Origin of the sequence: uncultured Sphingomonas sp. (assembly GCF_913777625.1) — a bacterium.
Classification (GTDB): Bacteria; Pseudomonadota; Alphaproteobacteria; order Sphingomonadales; family Sphingomonadaceae; genus Sphingomonas.
The window spans coordinates 1-24,420 of sequence record NZ_CAJYTI010000026.1 but is presented as its reverse complement, the minus strand read 5'-3'; the positions used below and the strand labels follow the sequence as shown (position 1 = coordinate 24,420).

Genomic DNA, 24,420 nt, shown 5'->3' with positions numbered 1-24,420 from the left:
ATGCGCATCGCTTTCACGCTCGCCGCGCTGCTGCTCGCCGGCTGCGCGCAGAATGCCGCCTATCAGGCGCAGCGCGACGCGGAGGGGCGCAAGGAACTGGCCAGCACGCTGGGCGACCGCGTGCCCGGCAAGCCGCAGGACTGCATCAACCCCGGCATGACCGACGGCCCCCAGATCATCGACAGCCGCACGCTGATCTATCGGCAAGGATCCCGGCTCTATCGCAACGACCTGGTTTCCGAATGCCCGTCGCTGGCGCCGCTGACGACGGTGATCGTCGAGATGCGCGGCAGCCAGCTTTGCCGCAACGACCAGTTCCGCGTGCTGACGCCCGGCACGAGCATCCCCAGCGGCTATTGCCGCCTCGGCCAGTTCACGCCGTACACCCGGCCGAAGGGCTGACCTGTCCTCGATCCTCCCCTGCAAGGGGAGGTGGCAGCCCGCAGGGCTGACGGAGGGGTGTAACCGGTCGAGCGGCGGCCTGCGCCCCCAGCGTCGACACCCCTCCGTCGCTGCGCGACACCTCCCCTTTCAGGGGAGGATTTCCCAAGTTTCACTGCACCTTCAGCTGGTCCAGCGCGAAGGCGAGGTACTCCGCATTCTGCTTGTAGCGCTCGAACCGGCCCGACTTGCCGCCATGGCCGGCTTCCATGTTGACGCGGAACACCAGCGGGTTCTGGTCGGTCTTGGTCGCGCGGAGCTTGGCCACCCATTTGGTCGGCTCGTAATATTGCACCTGGCTGTCCCACAGCCCGGTGCCGACATAGAGCGCCGGATAGGCCTGCGCCGCCACGTTATCGTAGGGCGAGTAGCTGAGCATGTAATCGTAATAGCGCTTCTCGGCCGGGTTGCCCCATTCGTCGAACTCGCCGGTGGTCAGCGGAATCGAGGTGTCGAGCATCGTCGTCACCACGTCGACGAACGGCACCTGCGCCACGATCACGCGATAGTCCTGCGGCGCCATGTTGGCGACCGCGCCCATCAGCAGCCCGCCTGCGCTGCCGCCTTCCGCCGCCACCCGGCCCTTGGCGGCATAGCCCTGCGCGACCAGGAAGCGGGTGACGTCGATGAAGTCGGTGAAGCTGTTCTTCTTGTGGAAGATCTTGCCGTCGTCATACCAGTGACGGCCCATTTCCTGCCCGCCGCGGATGTGCGCGATGGCATAGACCATGCCGCGATCGAGCAGGCTGGGCAGCGTCGGCCGGAAGCTGGGATCGGTGGAATAGCCGTAGCTGCCATAGGCATATTGGTAGAGCGCGGCGGTGCCGTTCTTCTGGAAGCCCTTGGCGTAGACGAGGCTCACCGGCACCCGGGTGCCGTCGCGCGCCGTCGCCCAGACGCGTTCCGTCACGTATTTGGACGGGTCATAGCCCGGCACCGGCTGGACCTTGAGCACGGTGCGCTTGCCGGTCGCGGCGTCGACCTCATAGGTGGTCGTGGGCGTCACCAGCGAGCCATAGGTGTAGCGGAGTACCGGGCTGGCCGGATCCTCGTTGACGTCGAGGTTCATCACATAGGCGGGCTCGTCGGCGCTGACGAAGCTGCTCTTGCCGGCAGGCGTTAGCATCCGCAGCCGCTTGTTCCCGTCCGAACGCTCCTCGATGGCGAGGAACTTGTCGAAGGGCTGGAAGCCTTCGATGAACACCTGGTCGCTGGTCGGCACCAGATCGGTCCAGGCAGCGCGACCCGCCGCGGCCTTCCCGTCCGGCACCACCATGATGCGGTAGTTCGGCGCCTGCCAGTTGGTGCGGACGATCCAGCGGCCGCCCAGGTGATCGGCGCTGTAGAGTAAGTCCCGCTCGCGCGGCGCCACCGGCTTGAAGTCCACCGGGTTGGCGGCGGGGGCGCAGCGCTGCTCGTCGCTCACCGTCGAATGGAGGTGGATGCAGATATAGCGCTCGTCGGTGGTCGCGCCGATGCTCATGTAGAAGGTGTCGTCCTTCTCGGTATAGACGAGCCGGTCGGCCGAGGCGGGCGTGCCCAGCACATGCGCCTTCACCCGCGTGCCGAGCAGCGTGACGGGGTCCTTCTCGACATAGAAGAGGGTCTTGCCGTCGGCCGACCAGACCAGATCCGGCTCGATGTTGCTGACCGTATCGGCGAGCACCGCGCCGGTGGCGATGTTCTTCACCTTCAGCACATATTGCCGCCGGCCGACCGTATCCTCGGCCCAGGCGATGCGGGTATTTTCGGGGCTCACCCGCCAGTTGCCGATCTGGAAGAAGCCCTTGCCCTTGGCCATCGCCGGCTCGTCGAACAGCACCTGCTCGGGCGCCGTCATGCTGCCCTTGCGGCGCGCGACCACCGCATAGTCGGCACCGGTATCGAAGCGGGTGTAATAGACATAGCCGTGCTTGGCGTAGGGGACGCTCGCGTCGTCCTGTTTGATGTGGCCGACGATCTCCCGGTACAGCGCCTCCGCCTTGGGCTTGGTGGGGGCCAGCACCGCGTCGGCATAGGCGTTCTCGGCGGCGAGATAGCCGAGCATCTCAGGGTTCTTCCGCGTATCGTCGCGCAGCCAGTAATAGGGATCCTCGCGCGTCGCGCCGAAGGGGGCCTTGACGCTATAGGGCTTCTTCGCGGCGACCGGCGGCGTGGGCGCCGCAGTCTGGGCGAGCAGCGGCGCGGCGGCGGCACCGGCCAGCAGCGTGGCGATGGCGAGCTTCTTCATGGACTTCCCCCGGATCGAGTCGATGCCGGGGAACGTGCCAGATCGTAGGAGCACTTCAAGCCCTCCCCTTCAGGGGAGGGGTTGGGGTGGGGCGGGGTCTCGCAGAGACCAACCGGCGTTCTGGAATCCCTCCACCCCAACCCCTCCTCCAAGGAGGAGGGGCTTAGACGTCGACTACAGCACGTACCGACTCAGATCGGTATTCCGCGCGACGCTCGCCAGCTGCTGGTCGACATAGGCCGCGTCGATCACCACGGCGCTGCCCGAGCGGTCCTCGGCCTCGAAGCTGACTTCCTCGAGCAGCTTCTCCATCACCGTCTGCAGCCTGCGGGCGCCGATATTCTCGACCTCGGCATTCACCTCGGCGGCGATCTTCGCCACCGCGCGGATGCCGTCCTCGGTGAAGTCGATCGAGACGCCCTCGGTGCCGAGCAACGCGGCGTATTGCCGCACCAGGCTCGCCTTGGTGTCCGAAAGGATCGCGACGAAATCCTCCTCGGTCAGCGCCTTGAGCTCTACCCGGATCGGCAGGCGGCCCTGCAGCTCGGGCAGCAGGTCGCTGGGCTTCGCGACATGGAACGCGCCGCTCGCGATGAACAGGATATGGTCGGTCTTCATCGGCCCGTATTTGGTGGCGACGGTGGTGCCCTCGATCAACGGCAGCAGGTCGCGCTGCACGCCCTCGCGGCTCACCGATCCGCCGCGCACGTCGGAGACCGCGATCTTGTCGATCTCGTCGAGGAAGACGATCCCGTTCGCCTCGGCATCTGCGAGCGCCACGCGGCTAACCTCGTCCTGGTCGAGGCGCTTGTCGGCCTCTTCCTCGACAAGCTTTTCCCATGCGGAGCGGACGTTCAATTTGCGGCGCTTGAGCGGCGTGCCGGTCAGGCCCTTCATCATCTCCGACAGGTTGATCATCTGCGGCGCGCCGCCGGGGATGTCGAACGGCATCTGCGGCGCCTGCTCGACCTCGATCTCGATCTCGGTATTGTCGAGCAGCCCCTCGTTGAAGCGCTGCTTGAACGCCTCGCGCGTCGCGGTGCTCGAATCCTTGCCGGTCAGCGCATCGAGCAGCCGGCCCATCGCCGCTTCCTCGGCCTTGTCCTTCACCGCCGAGCGACGGCGCTCCTTCTCGAGCCGGATCGCCTCTTCGACGAGGTCGCGGGCGATCTGCTCGACATCGCGGCCGACATAGCCGACCTCGGTGAACTTGGTCGCTTCCACCTTCACGAACGGCGCATCGGCCAGCTTGGCGAGGCGGCGGCTGATCTCGGTCTTGCCGCAGCCGGTGGGCCCGATCATCAGGATGTTCTTCGGCGTCACCTCGTCGCGGAGGTCGGCCGAGAGCTGCTGCCGGCGCCAGCGGTTGCGCAGCGCCACGGCCACCGCCTTCTTGGCGTCCTTCTGGCCGATGATGTGGGCGTCGAGCGCGGCGACGATCGTCTTGGGGGTGAGGTTCTGGTTCATGGTCTACTCGTTCCCCTCCCGCTTGCGGGAGGGGCTAGGGGTGGGCGCCCGCGATCCGCGAGCGATGTCTTTGGAGGAGAGCGGGCGCCCACCCCCGACCCCTCCCGCACGCGGGAGGGGAGAAGCAGTCAGTTCGCCGCGTCCAGCGTCTCCACGGTCAGCCGGTCGTTGGTGTAGACGCACAGCTCGCCGGCGATCGCCATGGCCTTGCGGGCGACGACCTCGGCATCAGGCTCATACTCGATCAGCGCGCGCGCCGCGGAGAGCGCGAAATTGCCGCCCGATCCGATCGCCGCGACGGTGCCGTGCTCGTGCGCCTCGGGCTCGAGCACGTCGCCATTGCCGGTGATCACCAGCGTCACGTCCTTGTCGGCGACGAGCAGCATCGCCTCCAGATTGCGGAGATATTTGTCGGTCCGCCAGTCCTTGGCGAGTTCCACCGCCGCGCGCAGCAACTGGCCGTGGTGGCGCTCCAGCTTGGCCTCGAGCCGCTCGAACAGGGTGAAGGCATCGGCGGTGGCGCCGGCGAAGCCCGCGATCACCTTGCCGTCGCCCAGGGGGCGGACCTTGCGGGCGTTGGGCTTCATCACGGTGTTGCCGGCCGAAACCTGGCCGTCGCCTGCGATGACTACCTTGCCGGATTTGCGCACGGAGAGGATCGTCGTGCCGTGCCACGCGGTGTTCTTGTCACTCATGGACGCGCATATGGGTGGCGGGTGCGGGCGTGCAAAGGGGGAGTTCCCCTAAGGTCGCGTCTGCGCAACGATCCGACGATTGCAGGATATCTTGGGTGTGGCTTGGTCGGGGCGACAGGATTCGAACCTGCGACCCCCACACCCCCAGTGTGATGCGCTACCAGGCTGCGCTACGCCCCGACCGAGGGTGCGCCCTGTATGCCGCTTGGGCGCAGGACGCAACCCCCAAACGCCCGAATCACCGATCGAGCGCTTCCAGCCCCATCGCGATCGCGCCCAGCGGGCCGGCCATGTCACCGAGCCCCGGCGGGCCGACCCGGGTGTCGAGCTCGGCGCAATAGCCGGCCAGCGCGCCATAGCCGTTGATCATCGCCGCGACCTTTTCGCGCACCGCGCCGAACAGCTGCGGGCGCTTGGTCATCACGCCGCCGCCGATCGCGATCCGCTCGGGGGCGAGCGACACGATCAGGTTGTGGAGCAGCGCCGCCAGGTCATGCGCGAAATAGTCCCATTCGGGCGCATCGTCGGCAACGTCCTGCCCCGGCCGCCCGAATCGCGCCGCCAGTGCCGGGCCGGAGAGCAGCCCCTCGGCACAGTCGCCATGGTACGGGCACCAGCCGGCGAAGCTGTCGCCGGGCGCGCGGGCCGAGCGCATGTGCCCCGCCTCGCCATGCGCATAGCCCATGATGGGGCGGCCATTGGCGACGAGGCCCACGCCCACGCCGGTACCGATGGTGATATAGGCATGGGTCGACAGCCCGGCCGAGGCGCCCCAGCGCGCTTCGGCCAGCGCCGCGCCGTTGACGTCGGTCTGGATCGCCAGCGGCTTGGCATAGCGGGCGGAAAGCCGCCGGGTGAGATCGGTGTCGTTCCAGCCGGGCTTGGTGGTCGCGATGATCGACCCGAAATTGGGCCGTGCAGGGTTGAGCTCGATCGGCCCGAAACTGGCGATGCCGATCGCGTCGAACGCCCAGCCGTCGAGCACCGCCTCGATCGCCGCCAGCGTCGTCGCGGGGTCGGTGGTCGGCACGACATGCCGCTCGCGCACATCCTCCGGCCCGCTGCCCAGCGTTGCCACACATTTGGTTCCGCCCAGCTCGAGGCCGGCGATCGAAAGGTTTGCAGTCATGCCGCCCGCGCTAGCGCGCCGCGCGCCGTTCGGGAAGTCCGTGCAGGCCGCAGCGCACGAAATCAACGATCGCGCGGATGCATGTACTCGCTGAGGCTGACGAACGCGAGCGCAAGGGTGAACACCCCCATCGCACCCGCCACCATGTAGAGATAATTGCTGCCGATGACGTCGAGCATCTTCGCCTCCATCTGGAAGGCGGCAGCATCGCGGAAGACGCGTCCCTTTACTTTGACGATGATCAAACCCTAGCGTACCCCGTCGCACGCGCTCGCGCCTCTCAGGGATACAGGACAAGTAACGGACTTTATGGCGAACCGTCCGAGCCACGACCCGATCGCGATGGCGCTTCTGTTCGAAGCGGCGAGCGATCGTGGCGTGTTGCTGCTCGATGCCGAGGGCCGGATCGCCAGCTGGAGTCGCGGGGTGGAACTGCTCGACGGGTGGACCTCGGCCGAGCTGCACGGTGCCCATTTCGCGCTGCACTATCCCCCTGCCGAAACCGCCGCCGGCAAGCCCGCGCGCGATCTGGCCCGCGCCCGTGCCGCCGGCCGGCTGATCGAGGAAGGCTGGCGCATCCGCCGCGACGGCAGCGAGTATCTGGCCGAGGTCCAGCTCAGCGCGCTGGTCGCCGCCGACGGCACCTTGCACGGCTATGCCGAGGTGTTCCGCGACATCACCGACCTGAAGGCGTCGCAGACCGCGCTGGCAGGCAGTGCGCTCCACCTGCGCTCGATCCTCGCCACCGTGCCCTCGGCAATGGTGGTGATCGACGACAAGGGCGTGATCCTCTCGTTCAGCGCGGCGGCCGAGCGGCTGTTCGGATGGAAGGAAGCGGACGTGATCGGCCGCAATGTCAGCATGCTGATGCCCGCGCCCGACGCGCAGCTGCACGACAGCTATCTCGCCCGCTACCTCACCACCGGCGAGCGCCGGGTGATCGGCATCGGCCGCATCGTCGTCGGCCAGCGGCGCGACGGCACCGATTTCCCGATGGAGCTGCAGGTCGGCGAAGCGAGCAGCGACGGCCACCGCATCTTCACCGGCTTCATCCGCGACCTGACCGACGAGCAGCGCGCCGAGCTGCAGCTGAAGGAGCTCCAGTCGGAGCTTATCCACGTCTCGCGGCTCTCCGCCATGGGCACCATGGCCTCGACGCTGGCGCATGAGCTCAACCAGCCGCTCACCGCCATCGCCAACTATCTGGAGGCGGGCCGCACGCTGATGGACCGCGACAGCGGCGATCCCGAGGATCAGGCGATGATCCAGGAGGCGATGGAGGAATCGGTCAAGGAGGCGCTGCGGGCCGGCAACATCGTGCGCCGCCTGCGCGAATTCGTCGCGCGGGGCGAGGCGGACATGGGGCTGGTCGACCTGCCCCGGCTGATCGACGAGGCCAGCCGCCTGGCGCTCACCGGATCGCGCGAGCTGGGCGTGCGCGCCTTCTACGCGCTCGATCCGCACGCGACGCAGGTGCTGTGCGACCGGGTGCAGATCCAGCAGGTGCTGGTCAACCTGATCCGCAACGCGATCGAGGCGATGGCGGCGAGCCCGGTGCGCGAGATCACGATCGGATCGGAACTGGCGCCGCGCAACCTGGTGCGCGTCTGGGTGGCCGATACCGGCCCCGGCATCGCCCCCGAACAGGCGCCCCGGCTGTTCCAGGCCTTTGCGACCACCAAGGAACGCGGCATGGGGCTGGGCCTGTCGATCTGCCGCACCATCGTCGAGGCGCATGGCGGCCGGATCTGGGCCGAGCCCCGCGCCGAGGGCGGAACGATCTTCAACTTCACCCTGATGTCCGCAAACGAGGAGCCTGCATGAGCGAGCGCAAGCGCGTCCACCTGGTCGACGACGAGGAGTCGGTCCGCCGATCGACCAGTTTCCTGCTGCGCACCTCGGGCTATGACGTCGACACCTATCCCTCCGGCGTCGCCTTCCTGGAGAAGGTGCAGGATGCCAGGCCGGGCTGTATCCTGCTCGACGTGCGCATGCCCGAGATGGACGGCATCGAGGTGCAGGCCGAACTCGGCAAGCGCGGCGTGAAGCTGCCGGTGATCGTGCTCACCGGGCACGGCGATGTCGGCACCGCGGTGGCCGCGATGAAGGGCGGTGCGATCGACTTTCTCGAAAAGCCGTTCGATCGCGACGCGCTGCTGGAGGCACTCGAGCGCGGGTTCGAACGGATCGAGGAAGGCGACGCCGCCGACGCCACCCAGGCCGATGCGGAGCGGCGCATCGGCCTGCTCTCGCCGCGCGAACAGGACGTGCTGCGCGGGCTGGTGCGCGGGCATCCGAACAAGACGATCGCCTATGATCTCGGCATCTCGCCGCGCACGGTGGAGGTGCACCGCGCCAACGCCATGGCCAAGCTCGAGGCGCGCAGCCTTTCCGAGGCGCTGCGGCTGGCCTTTGCCGCGGGTCTGGACGGCTGACGGACCCGCCGAAAGGGTTCTGGCGCGACCGCGCGCGCTCGTGGTAGCGGAGCGCGTCTGGGTTGGGGGATGCGGAGCATGCGGATTCGGTCCGTTTGTGGAGTGATGTTGTGCGTGTCCGGCGTGATCGGCGGTGCGCTGGGGGCCTGGGCGCAGACCGCGCCTGCCGGGCAGGACAGCACGCCGATCGTCGTGACCGGCACGACCGACAAGCCGGGCGAGCCGATGAGCCGCTGGAAGCGGGCCGAAGCGGACGACGTCGTCGTCTATTCCGAAGGCGATGAGGGCCAGTTGCGGCGCATCGCCACCAACCTCGAGAAGCTCCACGCGCTGCTCGACCGGCTCTACCGCGTGCGCAGCCGCACCGCCGAGCCGCCGCGGATCGAGATCGTGCTGTTCAGCACCGCCAAGGACCTGCGCGACAGCGGCCTGCGCAACATCGGCGCGGACGAGGGGCCCTTCGCCAAGCCGTTCGTCGGCCAGCGCTTCTACGACCCGCGCCCGAGCGGCGCGGTGCTGGCGATCGCGCGGGCCGATCAGGTGATCGACACGGACACCGCCAAGGCCAACGCCGCCGATTGCGGTGACACCGGCGCGGCCGACAATGACGGCGAATCGGACGCAGCCTCGGATTGCATCGGCAAGCCGCTCAACCACCCGCCGGTATCCCGCAGCTGGGAGTCGATCCTCTACGGCGCCTATGCCCAGCATCTGATGCTGCACTATGTGCCCAACGCCTATCCGCGCTGGTATTTCGACGGGATCGGCGCGATCTTCTCGACCGTCGTGTTCAAGCATGACGGCTCGATCGAATATGGCGAGCAGCCGGCCAACCTCACGCCGATGCTGCGCGCCTATGGCCGGCTGGATACGAGGGCGGTGATCACCGGCAGCTATCTCCACGCGCCGTCGAAGCGGATGGACTGGACGCCCTATCACGCCTGGCTGCTCACCCATTTCTTCGTAATGTCGAACCTCAGCGCCACCGATCGCACCCAGTTCGCGCAATATCTCAACGCGATCGACCACGGCCTGTCGATGGCGCACGCGGCCGAGGCGTTCGGGACGATGGAGCAGCTGCGCCGCGAAGTGCGCGCCTATGCCGGGCGTCCGCACGAATATGCCAAGACGGTGAAGTCGAGCGCGACCTACAATCCCACGGTGACCCCGCTTTCCCAGGCGACCGCCGATGCGATGCTGAAACGGCTGGTTACCCACAGCTGACCCGCCCCCTGTCCCGCCGCCATACACGCTAGCGGCTGGCAAGTGGCGCCATCCCGTGTATGGTCGATGGGTTTGCTGGCCGGGATACCGCCGGCGTGGGGACGTACGACTTCAGAATGACTCATTTCCCGATCGGCATTTTCGGGGTGCTGGCGATTTTGGCGATCGCTTTCCTGCTTTCGAGCAACCGTCGCGCGATCCGCCTGCGCATCGTCGGGCCCGCCTTCCTGCTCCAGGCCGGCATGGCGATCATTGTCCTGCGCACCGCGTGGGGCCAGGTGGCGCTGCACAGCATGGCGAACGGCGTCTCGGCGCTGCTCGGCTATGCCAGCGCCGGCACCAGCCTGCTGTTCGGCAACCTCGCCAAGCCGGAGCTGGGCGGCCAGAGCCTCGCCATCGCCGCGCTGCCGGTGATCATCTTCTTCGCCGCGCTCGTCTCGATCCTCTACCATGTCGGCATCATGCAGCAGGTGGTGCGCTGGATCGGCGGCGCGATCGAGAAGGTGACCGGGGTCAGCAAGGTCGAATCGCTGTGCGCGGCGGCGAACATCTTCGTCGGCCAGAGCGAGGCGCCGCTGGTGATCCGCCCCTATCTCGCCCGCCTCTCGCCTTCGCAGGTGTTCGCGGTGATGAGCGTCGGCATGTCGGGCGTCGCAGGGACGATCCTCGCCGCCTATGCCAGTCTGCTCGGCCCGGCCTCGCTGCCCTACCTCCTCGCCGCCTCGTTCATGGCCGCGCCGGGCGGGCTGATGATGGCCAAGATCATCATGCCGGACGAGCCCACCGCGCTCGACGCGCCGATGTCCGGCGAGGACGAGGTGATCCGCGTCGCCGAGGGCGACCTCCAGGAAGAACGCGCCGCCAACATCATCATGGCGGCGGCCAACGGCGCGTCGACCGGCGTGAAGATCGCCGTGGCCGTCGGCGCGATGGTGCTCGCCTTCGTCGCACTCGTCGCGCTGGCGAACGGGCTGCTCGGCATGGTCGGCGGCTGGTTCGGCTATCCGAGCCTCAGCTTCCAGGCGATCATCGGCACGATCTTCGCGCCGGTCATGTACCTGCTCGGCATTTCCTGGCACGAATCGCTCACCGCCGGCAGCCTGTTCGGCACCAAGGTGGTGCTCAACGAGTTCGTCGGCTTCATCGAGCTGGGCAAGGTGACCGACCTGGCCCCGCGTTCGCGCGCGATCATCACCTTCGCGCTGTGCGGTTTCGCCAATTTCAGCTCGATCGCGATCCAGATGGCCACCACCGGCAGCCTCGCGCCCAACCAGCGCCCGGTGATCGCACGGCTGGGCGTGAAAGCGCTGATCGCGGGCAGCCTGGCCAACCTGATGTCGGCGGCGCTGGCGGGTCTGTTGCTGCCGTAAACCGGCAGGGAAGGTCGCCACTGCCCTCCTAGGGCTCCTGCGAAAGCAGGAGCCCAGGGTAGGAAAGCGAGTCGCCCGCGACCCTGGGCCCCTGCTTTCGCAGGGGCACTAGGAACACAGGAGCGCGGTTCGACGCTCAGGCCCCGCCGATCCCCTCCACGACCTTGCCGGTCCCGCCGCAATCCGGGCACGCGCCCGTTTCGATCCGGCCCGATCCGCCGCAGGTGCGGCACCAGTTCTCGCCGGTACCCGGCGTACCGGGGGCGGCTTCGTCGCCGGGATGGGTGGGTTCGGCCATGGGTCCTGCTCCTATTCGCCCAGATGTACGGCCAGCCAAACGCTCGGCCGGTCGCGCGCGGTCCATGTCACCCAATGTTTCTGCCCGGCCTTGATCAGCAGATGGTCGCCCGGGCCCAGCCGCACCTCGGCCGAATCCTCGATCCGGATCCCGGCCGCGCCTTCGAGCAGCACCACCCATTCGTCCCAGCCCTGCACCATCGGCGCGTCTTCGGGCGTCGCCTGGCCGCGCGAGACGATGCGCTCGATGCGGATGCCGGGGCGCTGGAGCAGATCGTCGAATGCCTCGTCTGCCTTCGCCTCGGGCAGGTCGCGCAGCAGATTGGCGACCGCCGGCTGGAAGCGCGGCCTGGACGGCGGCGGCGGCGCAGGCTTTGGCTTGGGTGCAGGCTTCGGCTTCGACACCCGCTTCGGGCCGGGTGTGGTTTCCACCGACGTACTCCAGTCGTTCCGCATGCCGCCGCGCAAGAAATCGCGGATCGCCTCCGCATCCGCGGTGAGCCCCTCCGCGCCGAAGCCGAACACCTCCGCCCCGCTCGCATCCTTGAGCCCGTACAGCCCGAAGTCGCCGCCGGCCTTGCGCCGCCGAGACTTGACCAGCTTCAGCCCGCGGTGCGTTGCCATCGCGCGCAGTTCGTCGTCCTGTTCCGCCACACGGCCCTCCCTTGGATTCCGGCCCCAAACGCGCCAATAGCGCTCCATGCCCCGTTTCCAGTTCACCATCCACGCCACCGACGGCAAGGCGCGTCGCGGCACCATCGCGATGCAGCGCGGCGAGATCCGCACGCCTGCCTTCATGCCGGTCGGCACCGCCGCCACGGTGAAGGCGGTGAAGCCGCAGGACGTGCGCGCGTCCGGCGCCGACATCCTGCTCGGCAACACCTATCACCTGATGCTGCGCCCCACCGCCGAGCGTGTCGCGCGGCTGGGCGGCCTGCACAAGTTCATGGGCTGGGATCGCCCGATCCTCACTGATTCGGGCGGCTATCAGGTGATGAGCCTGTCCGAGCTGACCAAGCGCAGCGAGGAAGGCGTCGCCTTCGCCTCGCACCTCGACGGCTCGCGCCACATGATGAGCCCCGAACGCTCGATGGAAATCCAGCGACTGCTGGGGTCCGACATCGTCATGGCGTTCGACGAGCTGGTGCCGACCACCTCGACCCGCGAGGTGCAGGCCAAGGCGATGGAGCGCTCGATGCGCTGGGCGAAGCGCAGCCGCGCCGGCTTCGATTCGGGCGAGGAGCATGCCGCCCGCGCCGCGCTGTTCGGCATCCAGCAGGGCGCGCTCGACGAAGGGCTGCGCAAGGCCAGCGCCGACGCGCTGAAGGATATCGGCTTCGACGGCTATGCGGTCGGCGGCCTCGCGGTGGGCGAGGGTCAGGAGGCGATGTTCGGCGTGCTCGACTATGCGCCGGGCCAGCTCGACGAGACCAAACCGCGCTACCTGATGGGCGTCGGCAAGCCCGACGATATCGTCGGCGCGGTCGAGCGCGGTATCGACATGTTCGATTGCGTGCTGCCCACCCGCTCGGGCCGCACCGGCCAGGCGTTCACGCGGGCCGGCCCGATCAACATCCGCAACGCCAAGTTCGCCGAGGACCAGGACCCGCTCGACCCCGCCTGCCCCTGCCCGGTCTGCGGCACCTGGAGCCGCGCCTATCTCCACCACCTCGTCCGCGCCGGCGAGATCCTCGGCGCGATGCTGATGACCGAGCATAATCTCTGGTTCTACCAGACCCTGATGGCCGACCTGCGCGCGGCGATCGAGGAGCAGCGGCTCACGGCGTTCGCGAATGATTTCCGGGCGAAGTATCAGGCGAAGTAGGGATAAGGGACGGGCCGGACGCAAACGCTGGGCGTTCCACCAAGCTGCGTGGACGGCCCCTCACCCCATGATCGTCATGCCAGCGGACGCTGGCATCTCCCGCAGCAGTGCCGTCCTGTTCTGGCCAAGCCCCCGAGAGACCCCAGCTTTCGCTGGGGTGACGCTTGGTAGAATTGCCGCCTCGATATCGGCAACGAACCACCCGATGTCAGCCGTTCACCTCGCGCAACAGACGCGGCCTAGCTCGCTCCCACTAGGCAAAACTTGCCGCCCTGCCCCGCCCGCCCCTTCGCCCATCCTATAATCCGGGAAGGACCATCGTCGCCCGGAGCCTCGCTTGCCGCTTTCCCTCGACCGACCGCAGCGGGTGCTGTTCTACCTGCCGATGGTGACGAACTGGTGGTTCGTCCAGATCGTCGAGCCGCTGCTCCGCCGCCTCGCCGAGGAGGGCCACGAGGTTCACGTCCTCGCGCCCGCGCCCTGGTGCGGCACCGGGCTCGGGCCCGAGGAGCTGGCGCGCTGCACCGACCTGCCGCACGTGCGCTGGTACCTCATGGACGGCCCCGATCATCCGAGCACCCGCACCGTGCCCGAGGATGCCGAGGGGCTGATCGGCTTCGTCCACAGCCTCGCACCCGATGTCGTGCTGTGCCGCACCGCCGATTACGCAACCGCCGCCCGCTTCCCCGGCATCGTGCGGCTGCTGATGGAGGGGCGGTTCGAGCCCTTCGCGCCGCCGCCCCGCTGGATCCTGCTGGCCGAGCGGCCCCACGATTACGGCCTGCCGGCCGCGCTCGATCCGGACCAGCAGGACCGGCTGCGCGCACTGATCGCCCCCGCCTGGGACCGGCTCCAGCAGCGCCTCGCCCCGCCGTCCGGCGAGCGCGCGGCGCTGTTCGACCGGCTCGGCATCCCGCAGGACCGCCCGGTGCTGCTGCTGCCGCTGGAATGCGAGACCGAGGACAATTTCCTGGCGATGCACCGGGTGGGGCCGAAGCCCAATTCGGCGCTGGTCCGCGCGGTTTCCGAGCAGGTGGGGGACCGCGCCACGCTGGCGGTGACCAACCATCCGCTCAACGACCTGCATGTCGATGCCGATGCGCTGCTGGGCACGATCGCCGCCTGCCCCAATGCGGTGCTGCTGCCGCCGGGCATCGGCGCGCATCCGGCGACGCTGGCGATCGCGCGCCATGCCGACGGCATGCTGCTCGGCGATTCGAAGACCTTCGCGCTGGCCGCCTTTTTCGGCGTCCCGATGCTCCGCCAGACCCGCTTTGCGACCGGCGGCTGGCTCAACGCCTATGCCGAGCTGCCGGCGTTCCTCGATGCCGTCACCGCGGGTACCGCCCGCGCCCCGGCGGCCGGGGATGCGCAGCTCTGGTTCGCTCAGTGCCTGCTCAACGACGCGTTCGATGCGACCGGCCCGCAGGCCGATGTGCTCGCGCGGATCGCGCGGCCGGTCGATCCGGACCGGTGGGAAGGCGCGCTCGGCTGGCTCACACAGACGCTGCCCGCGCTGTTCGGGGTCGATAGAACAGCCTCGGTTTGAGGGAGGATCGACGCCCCCATCCCGTCATGCCAGCAAACGCTGGCATCTCCCGCAGATGCGCTGTTCGGTATCGCCCAGCCATGAGAGACCCCAGCGTTCGCTGGGGTGACGGCTTAGGGGGCGGGGTGACGGCTAAGAGGTGGCGAGGCTCAGCTTAACGGGTAGAGCGCGCCGGCGACCCAGCGCAGCTCGGCGCGGAGCACGCCCCAGGCGCGTGCCGCCGCGCGGCTGTCCATCGCCTCGATGCCGATGCCGCGCTTCTCGAGCGCCTTCACCAGCGCAAGTGGCGGCCGCACCAGCGTCGCGCCGGTGCCGAGCAGCAGGAATTCCGGCTGCGGATCCAGCGCCAGGGCCGGCGCCAGGTCCGCCTCGGTCAGCGCGGCGACCGAGGGCGGCGACCAGCCATCGGCACGCTGCGGCGTGATGATCAGGCCGTGATAGACATTCTCGTCGACGCGGAAGCCGCCGCCGGAAAATCCGGAGATCAGCGGCCCCTCGGCGCTGCGCCGTTCGATCTTCATCTTAAGGGCGCTCGCGCGGACCCACGCGCTCGGCATTGTTCGCGATCGAGTCCGCCTTTTCCGGCTTCACGCCCGGCTTGAGGCCCAGCGTGATCAGCAGCGAGGACGAGACGTAGATCGACGAATAGGTACCGACGACGATGCCGAGCATCATCGCCGCGGTGAAGCCGCGCAGCACTTCGCCGCCGAACACCAGCAGCGAGGCGAGCGCGATCAGGATGGTGAGCGAGGTCATCACGGTACGCGGCAGCGTCTCGTTGACCGACAGGTCGATCAGCTCGCTCATCCCCATCTTGCGGTACTTGCGCATGTTCTCGCGGATGCGGTCGTCGATCACCATCTTGTCGTTGATCGAATAGCCGATGATCGTCAGCACGGCTGCTACGATGTTCAGGTCGAACACCATGCCGGTCACCGCGAAGAAGCCCAGCGTCATCAGCACGTCGTGGAGGATGGCGACGGCCGTGGAGACGCCGAACTGCCATTCGTAGCGCAGCCACGAGAAGATCGCGATGCCGATGATCGCGAGCAGCACGGCGAGCACGCCGTTACGGATCAGCTCGCCCGATACCTTGCCCGAGACGGTGGAATAGGTGGAGAAGGTCGCACCCGGGAACTTGGCCGCCAGCGCGCCCTTCACCTTTTCCACCATGGTGTTGGTGGCCGCCGGGTCGTTCGAATGCGGCACCGGCAGGCGGATGGTCACGGTGTTCTTGCCCGTGCCCTGGATGGTCGATTCGCCATAGCCGAGCGCGGTGATCGTCGAGCGCAGTTCGTCGGTGGGGGGCACCGTGGTGAACTTCTCTTCGATCGACACGCCGCCGACAAAGTCGACGCCGAAGTTGAGGCCGTGCGCCGCGACCAGACCGATCGCGGCGATCGTCAGCAGCGCGGTGATCGCGAAGGCGATGAACCGGACGCGGACGAAGCCGATATTGGTGTTGTCGGGAACGATCTTGAGGAGCCGCATGTCGGCGCTTCCTTAAATGTGGATCTCGCTCGGGCGCTTCTTGCGCAACCAGAGCGTGACGAGCATGCGCGTGAACACCACGGCGGTGAAGACGGAGCTGGCGATACCGAACAGCAGCACCACCGCGAAGCCGCGGATCGGGCCCGAGCCGAGCACGAGCATGATCAGGCCGGCGATCGCGTGGGTGACGTTGGCTTCGAAGATGGTGCGGCTGGCTTCCTTGTAGCCCAGCTCCACCGCCTGCATCACGCTGCGGCCGCGGCGGCGTTCCTCGCGGATGCGCTCGTTGATCAGCACGTTGGCGTCGACCGCGGTACCGATGGTCAGCACGAATCCGGCGATGCCGGGCAGCGTCAGCGTCGCGCTGATCAGGCCCATCAGCGCCAGGATGATCAGCACGTTGATGACCACCGCGATGTTCGCATAGACGCCGAAGCGGCCATAGGTGAGCACCATGAACGCCACCACCGCCACGATCGCGATGATCGACGCGGTGACGCCGGCGCGAATGGAATCGGCGCCCAGTTCGGGGCTGACGGTCGATTCCTGGATGACCTTGAGGTTGATCGGCAGCTTGCCCGAGCGCAGCGCGACCGCCAGCTGGTTGGCGCTGTCGACGGTGAAGCCACCCGATATCGAGGCGCTGCCGCCAAGGATCGGCGTGTTGATGTTCGGCGCCGAGATCACCTTGTTGTCGACGATGATCGCGAACGGCTTGCCGGTATTTTCCTGGGTCACCCGGGCGAAGCGCTTGGCGCCGGCGCCGTCGAGCTGGATCGTCACGTCGGGACGGCCCTGCTCGTCATAGCTCTGCTTGGCGTCGACCAGCATGTCGCCGGTGATCATCGCGGTGCGATTGACCACGATCGGCGCGCCATTCTCGTACTGCAGCACCTGCGAGGTGACGGGAATGTCGCCGCTGGCGATCTGCTGCGGCGTGACGGTGGTGTCGACCAGCTTGAACTCGAGCTTGGCGGTCTTGCCGAGCAGTTCCTTGAGCTGGCTGGGATCCTGCAGGCCCGGCACCTGGACGACGATGCGGTTGGTGCCTTCGCGGATCACGGTCGGCTCGCGGGTGCCGAGCGCGTTGATGCGCTTGTCGACCACTTCGCGGGCATCGCCCATCGCGGTTTCGATCTGCTGGTTCAGCCCCGCCTGGGTGGGGGTGAGCACGAAGCGGGTCGAATCGACGACCTGGATTTCCCAGTCGCGCTGGCCGGTAGTGCCGACGCCGTTGGTCATCGGCAACAGCTTCTCGCGCGCCGCGTCCACCTTGCCGGGATCGCGGACCATGAAGCTGAGCTTGCCGCCCGCGATCGAGACGTCGCCGATTTCCACGCGCGGATCGCGGCGCATCGCCATGCGCACCTGCTCGCGCATCTGCTCGAGCTTGCTCTGCTGCACGTCGCTGACATCGCCCTCGAGCAGCAGCGACGAGCCGCCGGCAAGGTCGAGGCCCTTGTTGACGGCGAACTTCGGCACCCAGCTGGGCCAGGTGTTGCGGATGTTCTCCGGCACGAAGCTCGGCACGGCGAGCAGGACCATGATGGCGAGGCCGAGCGAGATCGACCAGACCTTCCAGCGCGGGAAATCCAGCATCAGTCGTTCGCGGGCTTGGCGCCGTGCGGGCGCACTTCGGCGAGCGTCGACTTGACCGCGCGGACCTTCACGTTCGGCGCGAGCTCGATCTCGACCTCGGTCTCGTCGACCTTGCTCACCTTGCCGATCAGGCCGCCGGCGGTGACGACGGTGTCGTTCTTCTTCACCGCCTTCAGCGAATCCTGCAGCGTCTTCATGCGCTTCTGCTGCGGGCGGATCATCAGGAAGTAGAAGACGACGAAGATCAGGACGAGCGGTGCAACCGATACGATCCCGGCGAGGGTGCTACCCTGGCCAGCCGCGCCTGCGGCCTGTGCATATGCTGGAGTGGCGAACATGGGTTCCCGAAAAGCCTGAAAATAGGGACGCGGAATGGTCCCATTCAAGCCGCGGGCGCTACCATGCGCAGGGTTGGGGCGCAACCATCCGGGATGCGCGCCGAATCCCGCCGCTGGATGGCAGCGGGTACGACGCGTACGCCAAGGTGCGCGCTCACGCCCTTTGCCGTCATCCCGGCGGAAGCCGGGATCCATTCGCCGCTCCGTATCAGCACGTGCGGATAACGAGACCCCAATGGACCCCGGCCTTCGCCGGGGTGACGCTTGAGGCAGCGTGAGGGGTGTTCACCGCGCTAGCGGATCTTACCCCGCCGCCAGCGCGGCGCGGATGCCGTCGATCACGAACTGCACCGCCAGCGCCGCGAGCAGCACGCCGAGCAGGCGCGAAACCACCGCCTCGATCTTCGCCCCCACGATCCGCATGATCGGGCCGGCCGCGAGCAGCGCAACGAGGGTGAGCAGCAGGATCGAGAACATCGCCGCCAGCACGGTCGCCGATTGCTCGATGCCGTTGCTCTTAGACATCAGCAGCATCACCGAGGCGATCGATCCCGGCCCGGCGATCATCGGCATCGCCATCGGGAAGATCGAGATGTCGACCGGATCCTCGGCCTTCACCTTTTCGGCGCGGTCCTCGCGGCGCTCGGTGCGCTTCTCGAACACCATTTCCAGCGCGATCAGGAACAGCATGATGCCGCCGGCGATGCGGAAGGCGTTGAGGCTGATCCCCAGCGCGTGGAGCAGCGCCTCGCCGAACAGCGCGAAGCCGAGCAGGATGATCGAGGCGACCATCACCGCCCGCACCGCCATCGCGCGGCGATGCACCGAATTCGTCCCCGCCGTCAGCCCCGCAAAGATCGGCGCGCAGCCGGGCGGGTCGATGATGACGAAGAAGGTGACAAGCGAGGAGACGTAGAGCTCGATCAAATCGCGTCTGCCTCGAGCGGCACCCCGGCATTGCGGTGCGCGGCGACCAAAGTGTTGCGCAGCAGGCAGGCGATCGTCATCGGGCCGACGCCGCCCGGCACCGGGGTGATCGCGCCGGCGACGCTCGCCGCGCTGTCGAAGTCGACGTCGCCGACCAGCCCGTTCTCGGTGCGGTTGATGCCGACGTCGATCACCGTCGCGCCGGGCTTGAGCCACTCGCCCTTGACGAAATGCGGAATACCCACGGCCGCCACGACGATGTCGGCGTGGCGGAGGTAATGCGGCAGGTTGCGGGTGCGCGAATGCGCCACCGTCACGGTCGCGCTCGCCTTGGTGAGCAGCGCCGCCATCGGCTTGCCGACGATGTTCGAACGGCCGATCACCACCGCGTCGAGGCCGGACAGGCTGCCGAGCTTGTCCTGGAGCAGCATCAGGCAACCGAGCGGGGTGCAGGGCACGAAGCCGTCCAGCCCGGTGGCGAGGCGGCCGGCGTTCACCGGGTGAAAGCCGTCGACGTCCTTGTCGGGATGGATGCGCAGCAGCACTTCCTGCTCGTCGATATGCCTGGGCAGCGGCAGCTGGACGAGGATGCCGTCGACGCTGGCATCGGCATTGAGCCGGTCGACCAGCGCGAGCAGGTCCGCCTGCGTGGTGTCGGCGGGCAGCTTGTGCTCGAAGCTCGCCATGCCGGCCTCGCGGGTCTGCTTGCCCTTGGAGCGGACATAGACGGCGGAGGCGGGGTCCTCGCCCACCAGCACCACGGCGAGGCCGGGCACGCGCCCCGCCGCCGCTTCGAATGCAGGAACCAGGGATGCGATGCGGGCGCGCAGGCCCGCGGCAAATGCCTTGCCGTCGATGATCTCAGCCGTCATGCCCCTCGCCATAGAGGCTGCGGGCGATTTGTTCCAGCGCCGCACCGTCTCCGGCGATCGAAAGTCGCTTGAGCCGCGCGGTCTCGCCCGCGATCAGCGTCACGTCGCGCTTGGCCACGCCGAAGGTCTTGGCGACCAGCGGCACCAGCGCGGCATTGGCGGCGCCCTCCACCGGCGGGGCGGCGAGGCGGGCGGCGAAATGCTCCTGCGTGCCCGCCGCCAGCACGTCGCGCGACGCCCGGGGCGTCACGCGCACGGCAATCTCGATTCCCGTGGCGCTGGGCCGCCAGGCAGGCACTTACACCCCGGCGCCGGCGACCATCACGTAGATGCGCGGGATCACGATGTTCATCAGAATGTAGAGGATCAGCAGCACGATCATCGGCGAGATGTCGAGCGCGCCGAAATCGGGCAGGATGCGCCGGATCGGGCGGTAGAGCGGCTCGGTCATCCGCTGCAGCGCGGTCCACACCGAGCGGACGAAATCGCTGTGGGTGTTGATGACGTTGAACGCGATCAGCCAGGAGAGCACCGCCTGGACCACGATAATCCACCAGACGACGGTCAGCACTACCTGCACGATCTGCAGCAACATCAGGCCAATCTGGGTCAATTCACTCTCCGCGACACCGTTTCAGGTGCGATATAGGATGGATCGCTCGGCGGACAATCCGCCGATGGCTCAGCTATGGACGAGCGTGCCTACGCCCTGGCGGGTAAAGATTTCCAGCAGCATGCCGTGCGGGATCCGCCCGTCGAGGATCACCGCCGCGTCGACGCCGGCCGCGACCGCGTTCACGCAGGTCTCCACCTTGGGGATCATGCCGCCGGAGATCGTGCCGTCGTCCTTCAGCGCCTGCACGCGCGCCGCGTCGAGATCGGTGAGCAGGTCGCCCGACTTGCTGAGCACGCCCGGCACGTCGGTGAGCAGGAAGAAGCGCTTGGCGCCGCACGCCCCGGCGATCGCGCCGGCCATGGTATCGGCGTTGATGTTGTAGGTATGCCCGTCCGCGCCCAGCGCGATCGGCGAGACCACGGGGATGAAGCCCGAGGCCGCCAGCGACTGGAGGATGGAAATATCGACCGCCACCGGCTCGCCGACGAAGCCGAGGTCGACATGCCGCTCGATCCCCTGGAGCAGATCGGCCTCGCTGCGCTGCACCTTCTCGGCGCGGACCAGGCCCGCATCCTTGCCCGAGATGCCCACCGCCTTGCCGCCGGCCGCCGCGATCCAGGCGACGATTTCCTTGTTGATCGAGCCGGCCAGGACCATCTCGGCGATCTCGGCGGTCGCCTTGTCGGTGACGCGCAGGCCACCCACGAACGTGGACTCGACGCCGAGCCGCTTGAGCATCCGGCCGATCTGCGGGCCGCCGCCATGGACGACGATCGGGTTGATCCCCACCGCCTTCAGCAGCACCACGTCCTCGGCGAAATCGCGCGCCAGCTCGGGGTCGCCCATGGCGTGGCCGCCATATTTCACGACGAAGGTGGCGCCGGCATAGCGCTGCAGATAGGGCAGCGCCTCGGTGAGAGTTTCGGCCTTGGCGAGCAGCGCGGGATGGGGAGCGTGGTCGGTCATGCGCGGCCCTTTAGTGCCGCTTACGCCCTACGTCCATCGAGAGCGCGCCCCAGCGCCACCGCGCCGGTGATCAGGAACGGCACGAGCACGATCGACAGCACCACCTTGGTGAGCATCTGCCCCGCCATCAGCTCGAGGATCGGCCGCTCGCCGAGGAAGGAGATGCTGATGAACAGCACGGTGTCGACGATCTGCGACACCACGCTCGCCACCATGCCGCGGAACCAGACCAGCCCGCCGGTGCCTGCCTGGCCGCGCAGCTTGTTGAAGATGAACACGTTGAGCGTCTGCGACGTGCCGTAGGAGATGAACCCCGCCAGCATCATCCGCATCCCCTGCCCCACCACGATCGGGAAGGCGGCGACGGCCGGCGGGTACATGCCCGGATCGGTCGGCAGGATCAGCACCAGCTGGATCAGCGCGGCGGACATCAGCAGCGGCACGAAGCCCAGCCGCACCAGTCCGGTGGCGATCGCCTGGCCGTGCAGCTCGGCGACCGCGCTCGACAGCACGACGAGCAGCAGGAAGGCGAAGATCCCCGCCTCCACCGCGAGCGGCCCGAGCGCCACCTGCTTCACCCCCAGCACGCCCGCCATGCAGACCATGCCGCCATAGAGAATGGCATAGACGAACAGCGAACGGGGGATGGCGAGCTTGGGGGTATCCATCGCCGGGTGCTAGCGCCAAAGCGCGGCCGGTGGAAGATGCCGCGCGACCACGGGCTGTCCCGCAGACCGCGCGGCGCTCTCGTCAGTCCTTGAACGGCTTGAGCGTGACGATCGTCCCGTCGGGGCGGAAGGTCAGTTCGGTGATCTTGGCCGAGCGGAGGTGGTTCTTATTCGTCAGCTGGGTGTCGTGGTACGCCAGATACCATTTGCCCTGGAATGCGAACACCGAGCCATGGCTGGTCCAGCCCTGCACCGGCTCGAGGATCCGCCCGGTATAGGTGAACGGGCCATAGGGGCTCTTGCCGATGGCATAGGCGAGGAAGTGCGTGTCGCCGGTCGAGTACATGTAATAATATTTGCCGTCGCGCTTGAACATCCAGGCCGCCTCGAAGAAGCGGCGATCATGGTCGCCGCCGAGGATCGGCTTGCCCTTTTCGTCGAGGATTACCGCGTCGCGGAGCGGCTCGGCGAGGCTCTTCATGTCCGGCCCCAGACGCGCGACCTTGCCGGTGAGCGCGGGCTGGTCGTCCTTCTTGAGATCGGTATCGCCGGCCTTGGGATCGTATTTGCCGGTCGCCCAGCGCTGGAGCTGGCCGCCCCAGATGCCGCCGAGATAGAGATAGCTCTGCCCGTCGTCGTCGGTGAAGACCGCCGGGTCCATCGAATAGCTGCCCTGGATCGGCTGCGGCTCGGCCTTGAACGGACCGACCGGCGACGTGGACGTGGCGACGCCGATGCGGAACACGCCCTGCTTATCCTTGGCCGGGAAATAGAGATAATAGGTGCCGTTCTTGAACGCCGCGTCCGGCGCCCAGGCCTTTTCGGACGCCCAGGGCACCTGCTTCAGGTCGAGCGCGACCCGGTGCACCGTCACCGGCCCGCCGGGGCGATCCATGCTGAGCACCTGATAGTCGTGCATCGCATATTGGCTGCCGAGATCGTCGTCGGGGATGCCCATGTCGACGTCGTGGCTGGGATAGACATAGATCTTGCCGTCGAACACGTGCGCGGACGGATCGGCGAAGAACAGGTCCTTGACCAGCGGCTGGGCGAGATAGCGCTTGCCGTCCGGGCTGCGGGCGTCGCCGCCGGCATCGGCCTGCGCCGCCGCATTCGAGGCGGTCTCGTTCTTGGCGGGGCCACCGGTGGAACAGCCCGCAAGCAGCGCCAGCGCGGCCACAGCCGTCGAAAATTCCAGCGAAAGACGCAACAGCCTATCCTCTCTTTTCTGTGTCGATGCAGTCGATGCCGCCTTCCGGTAGCGCTACCATTCGCCGCGCGCCCGGGGCAAGGGCTTTGGCACCGCTTGCCGGACCGGCGCGCGCGGCTATGGTATACCGCGTCACTAGTCCGGGGGATCCGTTCTCGATGCCGTCCATTCGTTTGCTCTGCACGACCGCGCTCGTCGCGCTGGCCGCGCCTGCCCTGCCCGCCTTCGCCCAGCAGGCGCCCGCCGCCACCGCGCGGGCGCCGCTCGCCACGCTCGTCGATCAGGTCAAGCTGCCCTATGAGCAGTTCACCCTTTCGAACGGCCTGCGGGTGATCGTCCATACCGATCGCAAGGCGCCGGTCGTCGCGCTGTCGGTCTGGTACGATGTCGGCTCGAAGCACGAGCCTGCCGGCAAGACCGGGTTCGCGCATCTGTTCGAGCATCTGATGTTCAACGGCTCGCAGAACGCGCCGGGCGACTTCTTCGAGCCGCTGAAGCAGGTCGGCGCAACCGACCTCAACGGCACCACCTATTTCGATCGCACCAATTATTTCGAGACGGTGCCCAAGCCGGCGCTCGAACGTGCGCTGTTCCTCGAAAGCGACCGGATGGGCTGGCTCACCCCGGCGATCACGCAAGGCGTGCTCGACGAGCAGCGCGGCGTCGTCCAGAACGAAAAGCGCCAGGGCGACAACCGCCCCTATGGCCTGCTCGATTATGCGGTGACCGAGGGGCTGTTCCCGACGACGCATCCATACGGCCACGACACGATCGGTTCGATGGCGGACCTCGACGCCGCCAGCCTGGAGACGGTGAAGAACTGGTTCCGCAGCCACTACGGCCCGAACAATGCGGTGCTGGTGCTGTCGGGCGATATCGATGCCGCGACCGCCAAGCCGTTGGTCGAAAAGTATTTCGGTGCTATCAAGCCGGGCCCCAAGAGCCAATTGCCGGTCGCGCCGGTGGTCACGCTGCCCGCGGCGAAGACGGTGACGCTGAAGGACCGCGTCGCGGCGGTGATGCTGTCGCGCAACTGGGCGGTGCCGGGCCTGAACGACAAGGACAGTGCAG

At 67.7% G+C, this 24,420-nt stretch carries 26 protein-coding genes and 1 tRNA gene; 8 read left to right on the top strand and 19 right to left on the bottom strand.

Annotation, left to right across the window (positions count from 1 at the left end):
* Positions 1 to 402, top strand: a complete 402-nt coding sequence (locus tag QZ814_RS13560) for a hypothetical protein (RefSeq protein WP_294333071.1) — start codon at positions 1 to 3, stop codon at positions 400 to 402.
* A gap of 151 nt (positions 403 to 553) precedes the next feature.
* On the opposite strand, the gene QZ814_RS13555 is transcribed toward QZ814_RS13560, so the two are convergent.
* From QZ814_RS13555 to QZ814_RS13530, 6 genes are all read right to left on the bottom strand, one after another.
* Positions 554 to 2,671 carry a S9 family peptidase gene (locus QZ814_RS13555; protein WP_294333069.1) on the bottom strand — a complete coding sequence of 706 codons (2,118 nt, stop codon included), beginning with the start codon at positions 2,669 to 2,671 and terminating at the stop codon, positions 554 to 556.
* 174 nt (positions 2,672 to 2,845) lie between these two features.
* The gene (gene hslU / locus QZ814_RS13550) at positions 2,846 to 4,138 is read right to left on the bottom strand and encodes an ATP-dependent protease ATPase subunit HslU (protein ID WP_294333067.1); all 1,293 of its coding nucleotides are present in this window, start codon (positions 4,136 to 4,138) and stop codon (positions 2,846 to 2,848) included.
* 128 nt (positions 4,139 to 4,266) lie between these two features.
* Positions 4,267 to 4,833, bottom strand: a complete 567-nt coding sequence (hslV, locus tag QZ814_RS13545) for an ATP-dependent protease subunit HslV (protein WP_294333065.1) — start codon at positions 4,831 to 4,833, stop codon at positions 4,267 to 4,269.
* Positions 4,834 to 4,936: 103 nt separating this feature from the next.
* Positions 4,937 to 5,013 (bottom strand) — tRNA-Pro (locus QZ814_RS13540).
* Between the two features lie 58 nt (positions 5,014 to 5,071).
* The gene (locus tag QZ814_RS13535; RefSeq protein WP_294333063.1) at positions 5,072 to 5,962 is read right to left on the bottom strand and encodes an ROK family protein; all 891 of its coding nucleotides are present in this window, start codon (positions 5,960 to 5,962) and stop codon (positions 5,072 to 5,074) included.
* A 62-nt stretch (positions 5,963 to 6,024) separates the two neighbouring features.
* Positions 6,025 to 6,207, bottom strand: coding sequence for a hypothetical protein (locus QZ814_RS13530; protein ID WP_294333062.1), 183 nt, complete (start codon positions 6,205 to 6,207; stop codon positions 6,025 to 6,027).
* Between the two features lie 64 nt (positions 6,208 to 6,271).
* Here QZ814_RS13530 and QZ814_RS13525 point away from each other — a divergent pair, with 64 nt between their 5' ends.
* From QZ814_RS13525 to QZ814_RS13510, 4 genes are all read left to right on the top strand, one after another.
* The gene (locus tag QZ814_RS13525; RefSeq protein WP_294333060.1) at positions 6,272 to 7,786 is read left to right on the top strand and encodes a PAS domain S-box protein; all 1,515 of its coding nucleotides are present in this window, start codon (positions 6,272 to 6,274) and stop codon (positions 7,784 to 7,786) included.
* The gene (fixJ, locus tag QZ814_RS13520) at positions 7,783 to 8,397 is read left to right on the top strand and encodes a response regulator FixJ (RefSeq protein WP_294333057.1); all 615 of its coding nucleotides are present in this window, start codon (positions 7,783 to 7,785) and stop codon (positions 8,395 to 8,397) included. The genes QZ814_RS13525 and fixJ overlap by 4 nt, the downstream gene beginning before the upstream one ends.
* A 114-nt stretch (positions 8,398 to 8,511) precedes the next feature.
* Positions 8,512 to 9,621: a hypothetical protein gene (locus QZ814_RS13515; protein ID WP_294333056.1), complete on the top strand. Its 1,110-nt coding sequence runs from the start codon at positions 8,512 to 8,514 to the stop codon at positions 9,619 to 9,621.
* Positions 9,622 to 9,737: 116 nt separating this feature from the next.
* A complete protein-coding gene (locus QZ814_RS13510) occupies positions 9,738 to 10,991 on the top strand; it encodes a nucleoside transporter C-terminal domain-containing protein (RefSeq protein WP_294333054.1) in 1,254 nt (417 codons plus the stop codon).
* A gap of 136 nt (positions 10,992 to 11,127) precedes the next feature.
* Here QZ814_RS13510 and QZ814_RS13505 read toward each other — a convergent pair whose 3' ends face one another.
* Together QZ814_RS13505 and QZ814_RS13500 are read right to left on the bottom strand one after the other, a co-directional pair.
* Positions 11,128 to 11,289: a hypothetical protein gene (locus tag QZ814_RS13505; protein ID WP_294333052.1), complete on the bottom strand. Its 162-nt coding sequence runs from the start codon at positions 11,287 to 11,289 to the stop codon at positions 11,128 to 11,130.
* 11 nt (positions 11,290 to 11,300) lie between these two features.
* On the bottom strand, positions 11,301 to 11,942 hold the full coding sequence (locus tag QZ814_RS13500; protein ID WP_294333049.1) for a cupin domain-containing protein: 642 nt from the start codon (positions 11,940 to 11,942) through the stop codon (positions 11,301 to 11,303).
* Between the two features lie 46 nt (positions 11,943 to 11,988).
* Here QZ814_RS13500 and tgt point away from each other — a divergent pair, with 46 nt between their 5' ends.
* Both tgt and QZ814_RS13490 read left to right on the top strand, forming a co-directional pair.
* A complete protein-coding gene (tgt, locus tag QZ814_RS13495; RefSeq protein WP_294333046.1) occupies positions 11,989 to 13,113 on the top strand; it encodes a tRNA guanosine(34) transglycosylase Tgt in 1,125 nt (374 codons plus the stop codon).
* Positions 13,114 to 13,450: 337 nt separating this feature from the next.
* The gene (locus tag QZ814_RS13490; protein ID WP_294333043.1) at positions 13,451 to 14,662 is read left to right on the top strand and encodes a hypothetical protein; all 1,212 of its coding nucleotides are present in this window, start codon (positions 13,451 to 13,453) and stop codon (positions 14,660 to 14,662) included.
* A gap of 149 nt (positions 14,663 to 14,811) precedes the next feature.
* On the opposite strand, the gene QZ814_RS13485 is transcribed toward QZ814_RS13490, so the two are convergent.
* From QZ814_RS13485 to QZ814_RS13435, 11 genes are all read right to left on the bottom strand, one after another.
* Positions 14,812 to 15,183 carry an Mth938-like domain-containing protein gene (locus QZ814_RS13485; RefSeq protein WP_294333041.1) on the bottom strand — a complete coding sequence of 124 codons (372 nt, stop codon included), beginning with the start codon at positions 15,181 to 15,183 and terminating at the stop codon, positions 14,812 to 14,814.
* A gap of 1 nt (position 15,184) precedes the next feature.
* Positions 15,185 to 16,153 (bottom strand): protein translocase subunit SecF, encoded by a 969-nt coding sequence (gene secF / locus QZ814_RS13480; RefSeq protein ID WP_294333039.1) that lies wholly within the window; start codon positions 16,151 to 16,153, stop codon positions 15,185 to 15,187.
* A gap of 12 nt (positions 16,154 to 16,165) precedes the next feature.
* Positions 16,166 to 17,752: a protein translocase subunit SecD gene (secD, locus tag QZ814_RS13475; protein WP_294333036.1), complete on the bottom strand. Its 1,587-nt coding sequence runs from the start codon at positions 17,750 to 17,752 to the stop codon at positions 16,166 to 16,168.
* Positions 17,752 to 18,090, bottom strand: coding sequence for a preprotein translocase subunit YajC (gene yajC, locus QZ814_RS13470; protein WP_294333034.1), 339 nt, complete (start codon positions 18,088 to 18,090; stop codon positions 17,752 to 17,754). The genes secD and yajC overlap by 1 nt, the downstream gene beginning before the upstream one ends.
* A 303-nt stretch (positions 18,091 to 18,393) precedes the next feature.
* A complete protein-coding gene (locus QZ814_RS13465; protein WP_294333032.1) occupies positions 18,394 to 19,017 on the bottom strand; it encodes a MarC family protein in 624 nt (207 codons plus the stop codon).
* Positions 19,014 to 19,889 carry a bifunctional methylenetetrahydrofolate dehydrogenase/methenyltetrahydrofolate cyclohydrolase FolD gene (gene folD / locus QZ814_RS13460; RefSeq protein WP_294333029.1) on the bottom strand — a complete coding sequence of 292 codons (876 nt, stop codon included), beginning with the start codon at positions 19,887 to 19,889 and terminating at the stop codon, positions 19,014 to 19,016. Before folD ends, QZ814_RS13465 begins: the two co-directional genes overlap by 4 nt.
* Positions 19,879 to 20,187, bottom strand: coding sequence for a DUF167 family protein (locus QZ814_RS13455; protein WP_294333028.1), 309 nt, complete (start codon positions 20,185 to 20,187; stop codon positions 19,879 to 19,881). The genes folD and QZ814_RS13455 overlap by 11 nt, the downstream gene beginning before the upstream one ends.
* Positions 20,188 to 20,493, bottom strand: coding sequence for a YggT family protein (locus QZ814_RS13450; RefSeq protein ID WP_294333374.1), 306 nt, complete (start codon positions 20,491 to 20,493; stop codon positions 20,188 to 20,190).
* 78 nt (positions 20,494 to 20,571) lie between these two features.
* Positions 20,572 to 21,471 (bottom strand): acetylglutamate kinase, encoded by a 900-nt coding sequence (argB, locus tag QZ814_RS13445; protein WP_294333026.1) that lies wholly within the window; start codon positions 21,469 to 21,471, stop codon positions 20,572 to 20,574.
* Positions 21,472 to 21,491: 20 nt separating this feature from the next.
* On the bottom strand, positions 21,492 to 22,139 hold the full coding sequence (locus QZ814_RS13440; protein WP_294333023.1) for a queuosine precursor transporter: 648 nt from the start codon (positions 22,137 to 22,139) through the stop codon (positions 21,492 to 21,494).
* An 82-nt stretch (positions 22,140 to 22,221) separates the two neighbouring features.
* The gene (locus QZ814_RS13435) at positions 22,222 to 23,349 is read right to left on the bottom strand and encodes a glycoside hydrolase family 43 protein (RefSeq protein WP_294333021.1); all 1,128 of its coding nucleotides are present in this window, start codon (positions 23,347 to 23,349) and stop codon (positions 22,222 to 22,224) included.
* 158 nt (positions 23,350 to 23,507) lie between these two features.
* Here QZ814_RS13435 and QZ814_RS13430 point away from each other — a divergent pair.
* The coding region (locus QZ814_RS13430) for a pitrilysin family protein (protein WP_294333020.1) at positions 23,508 to 24,420 on the top strand (913 nt) is incomplete at its 3' end.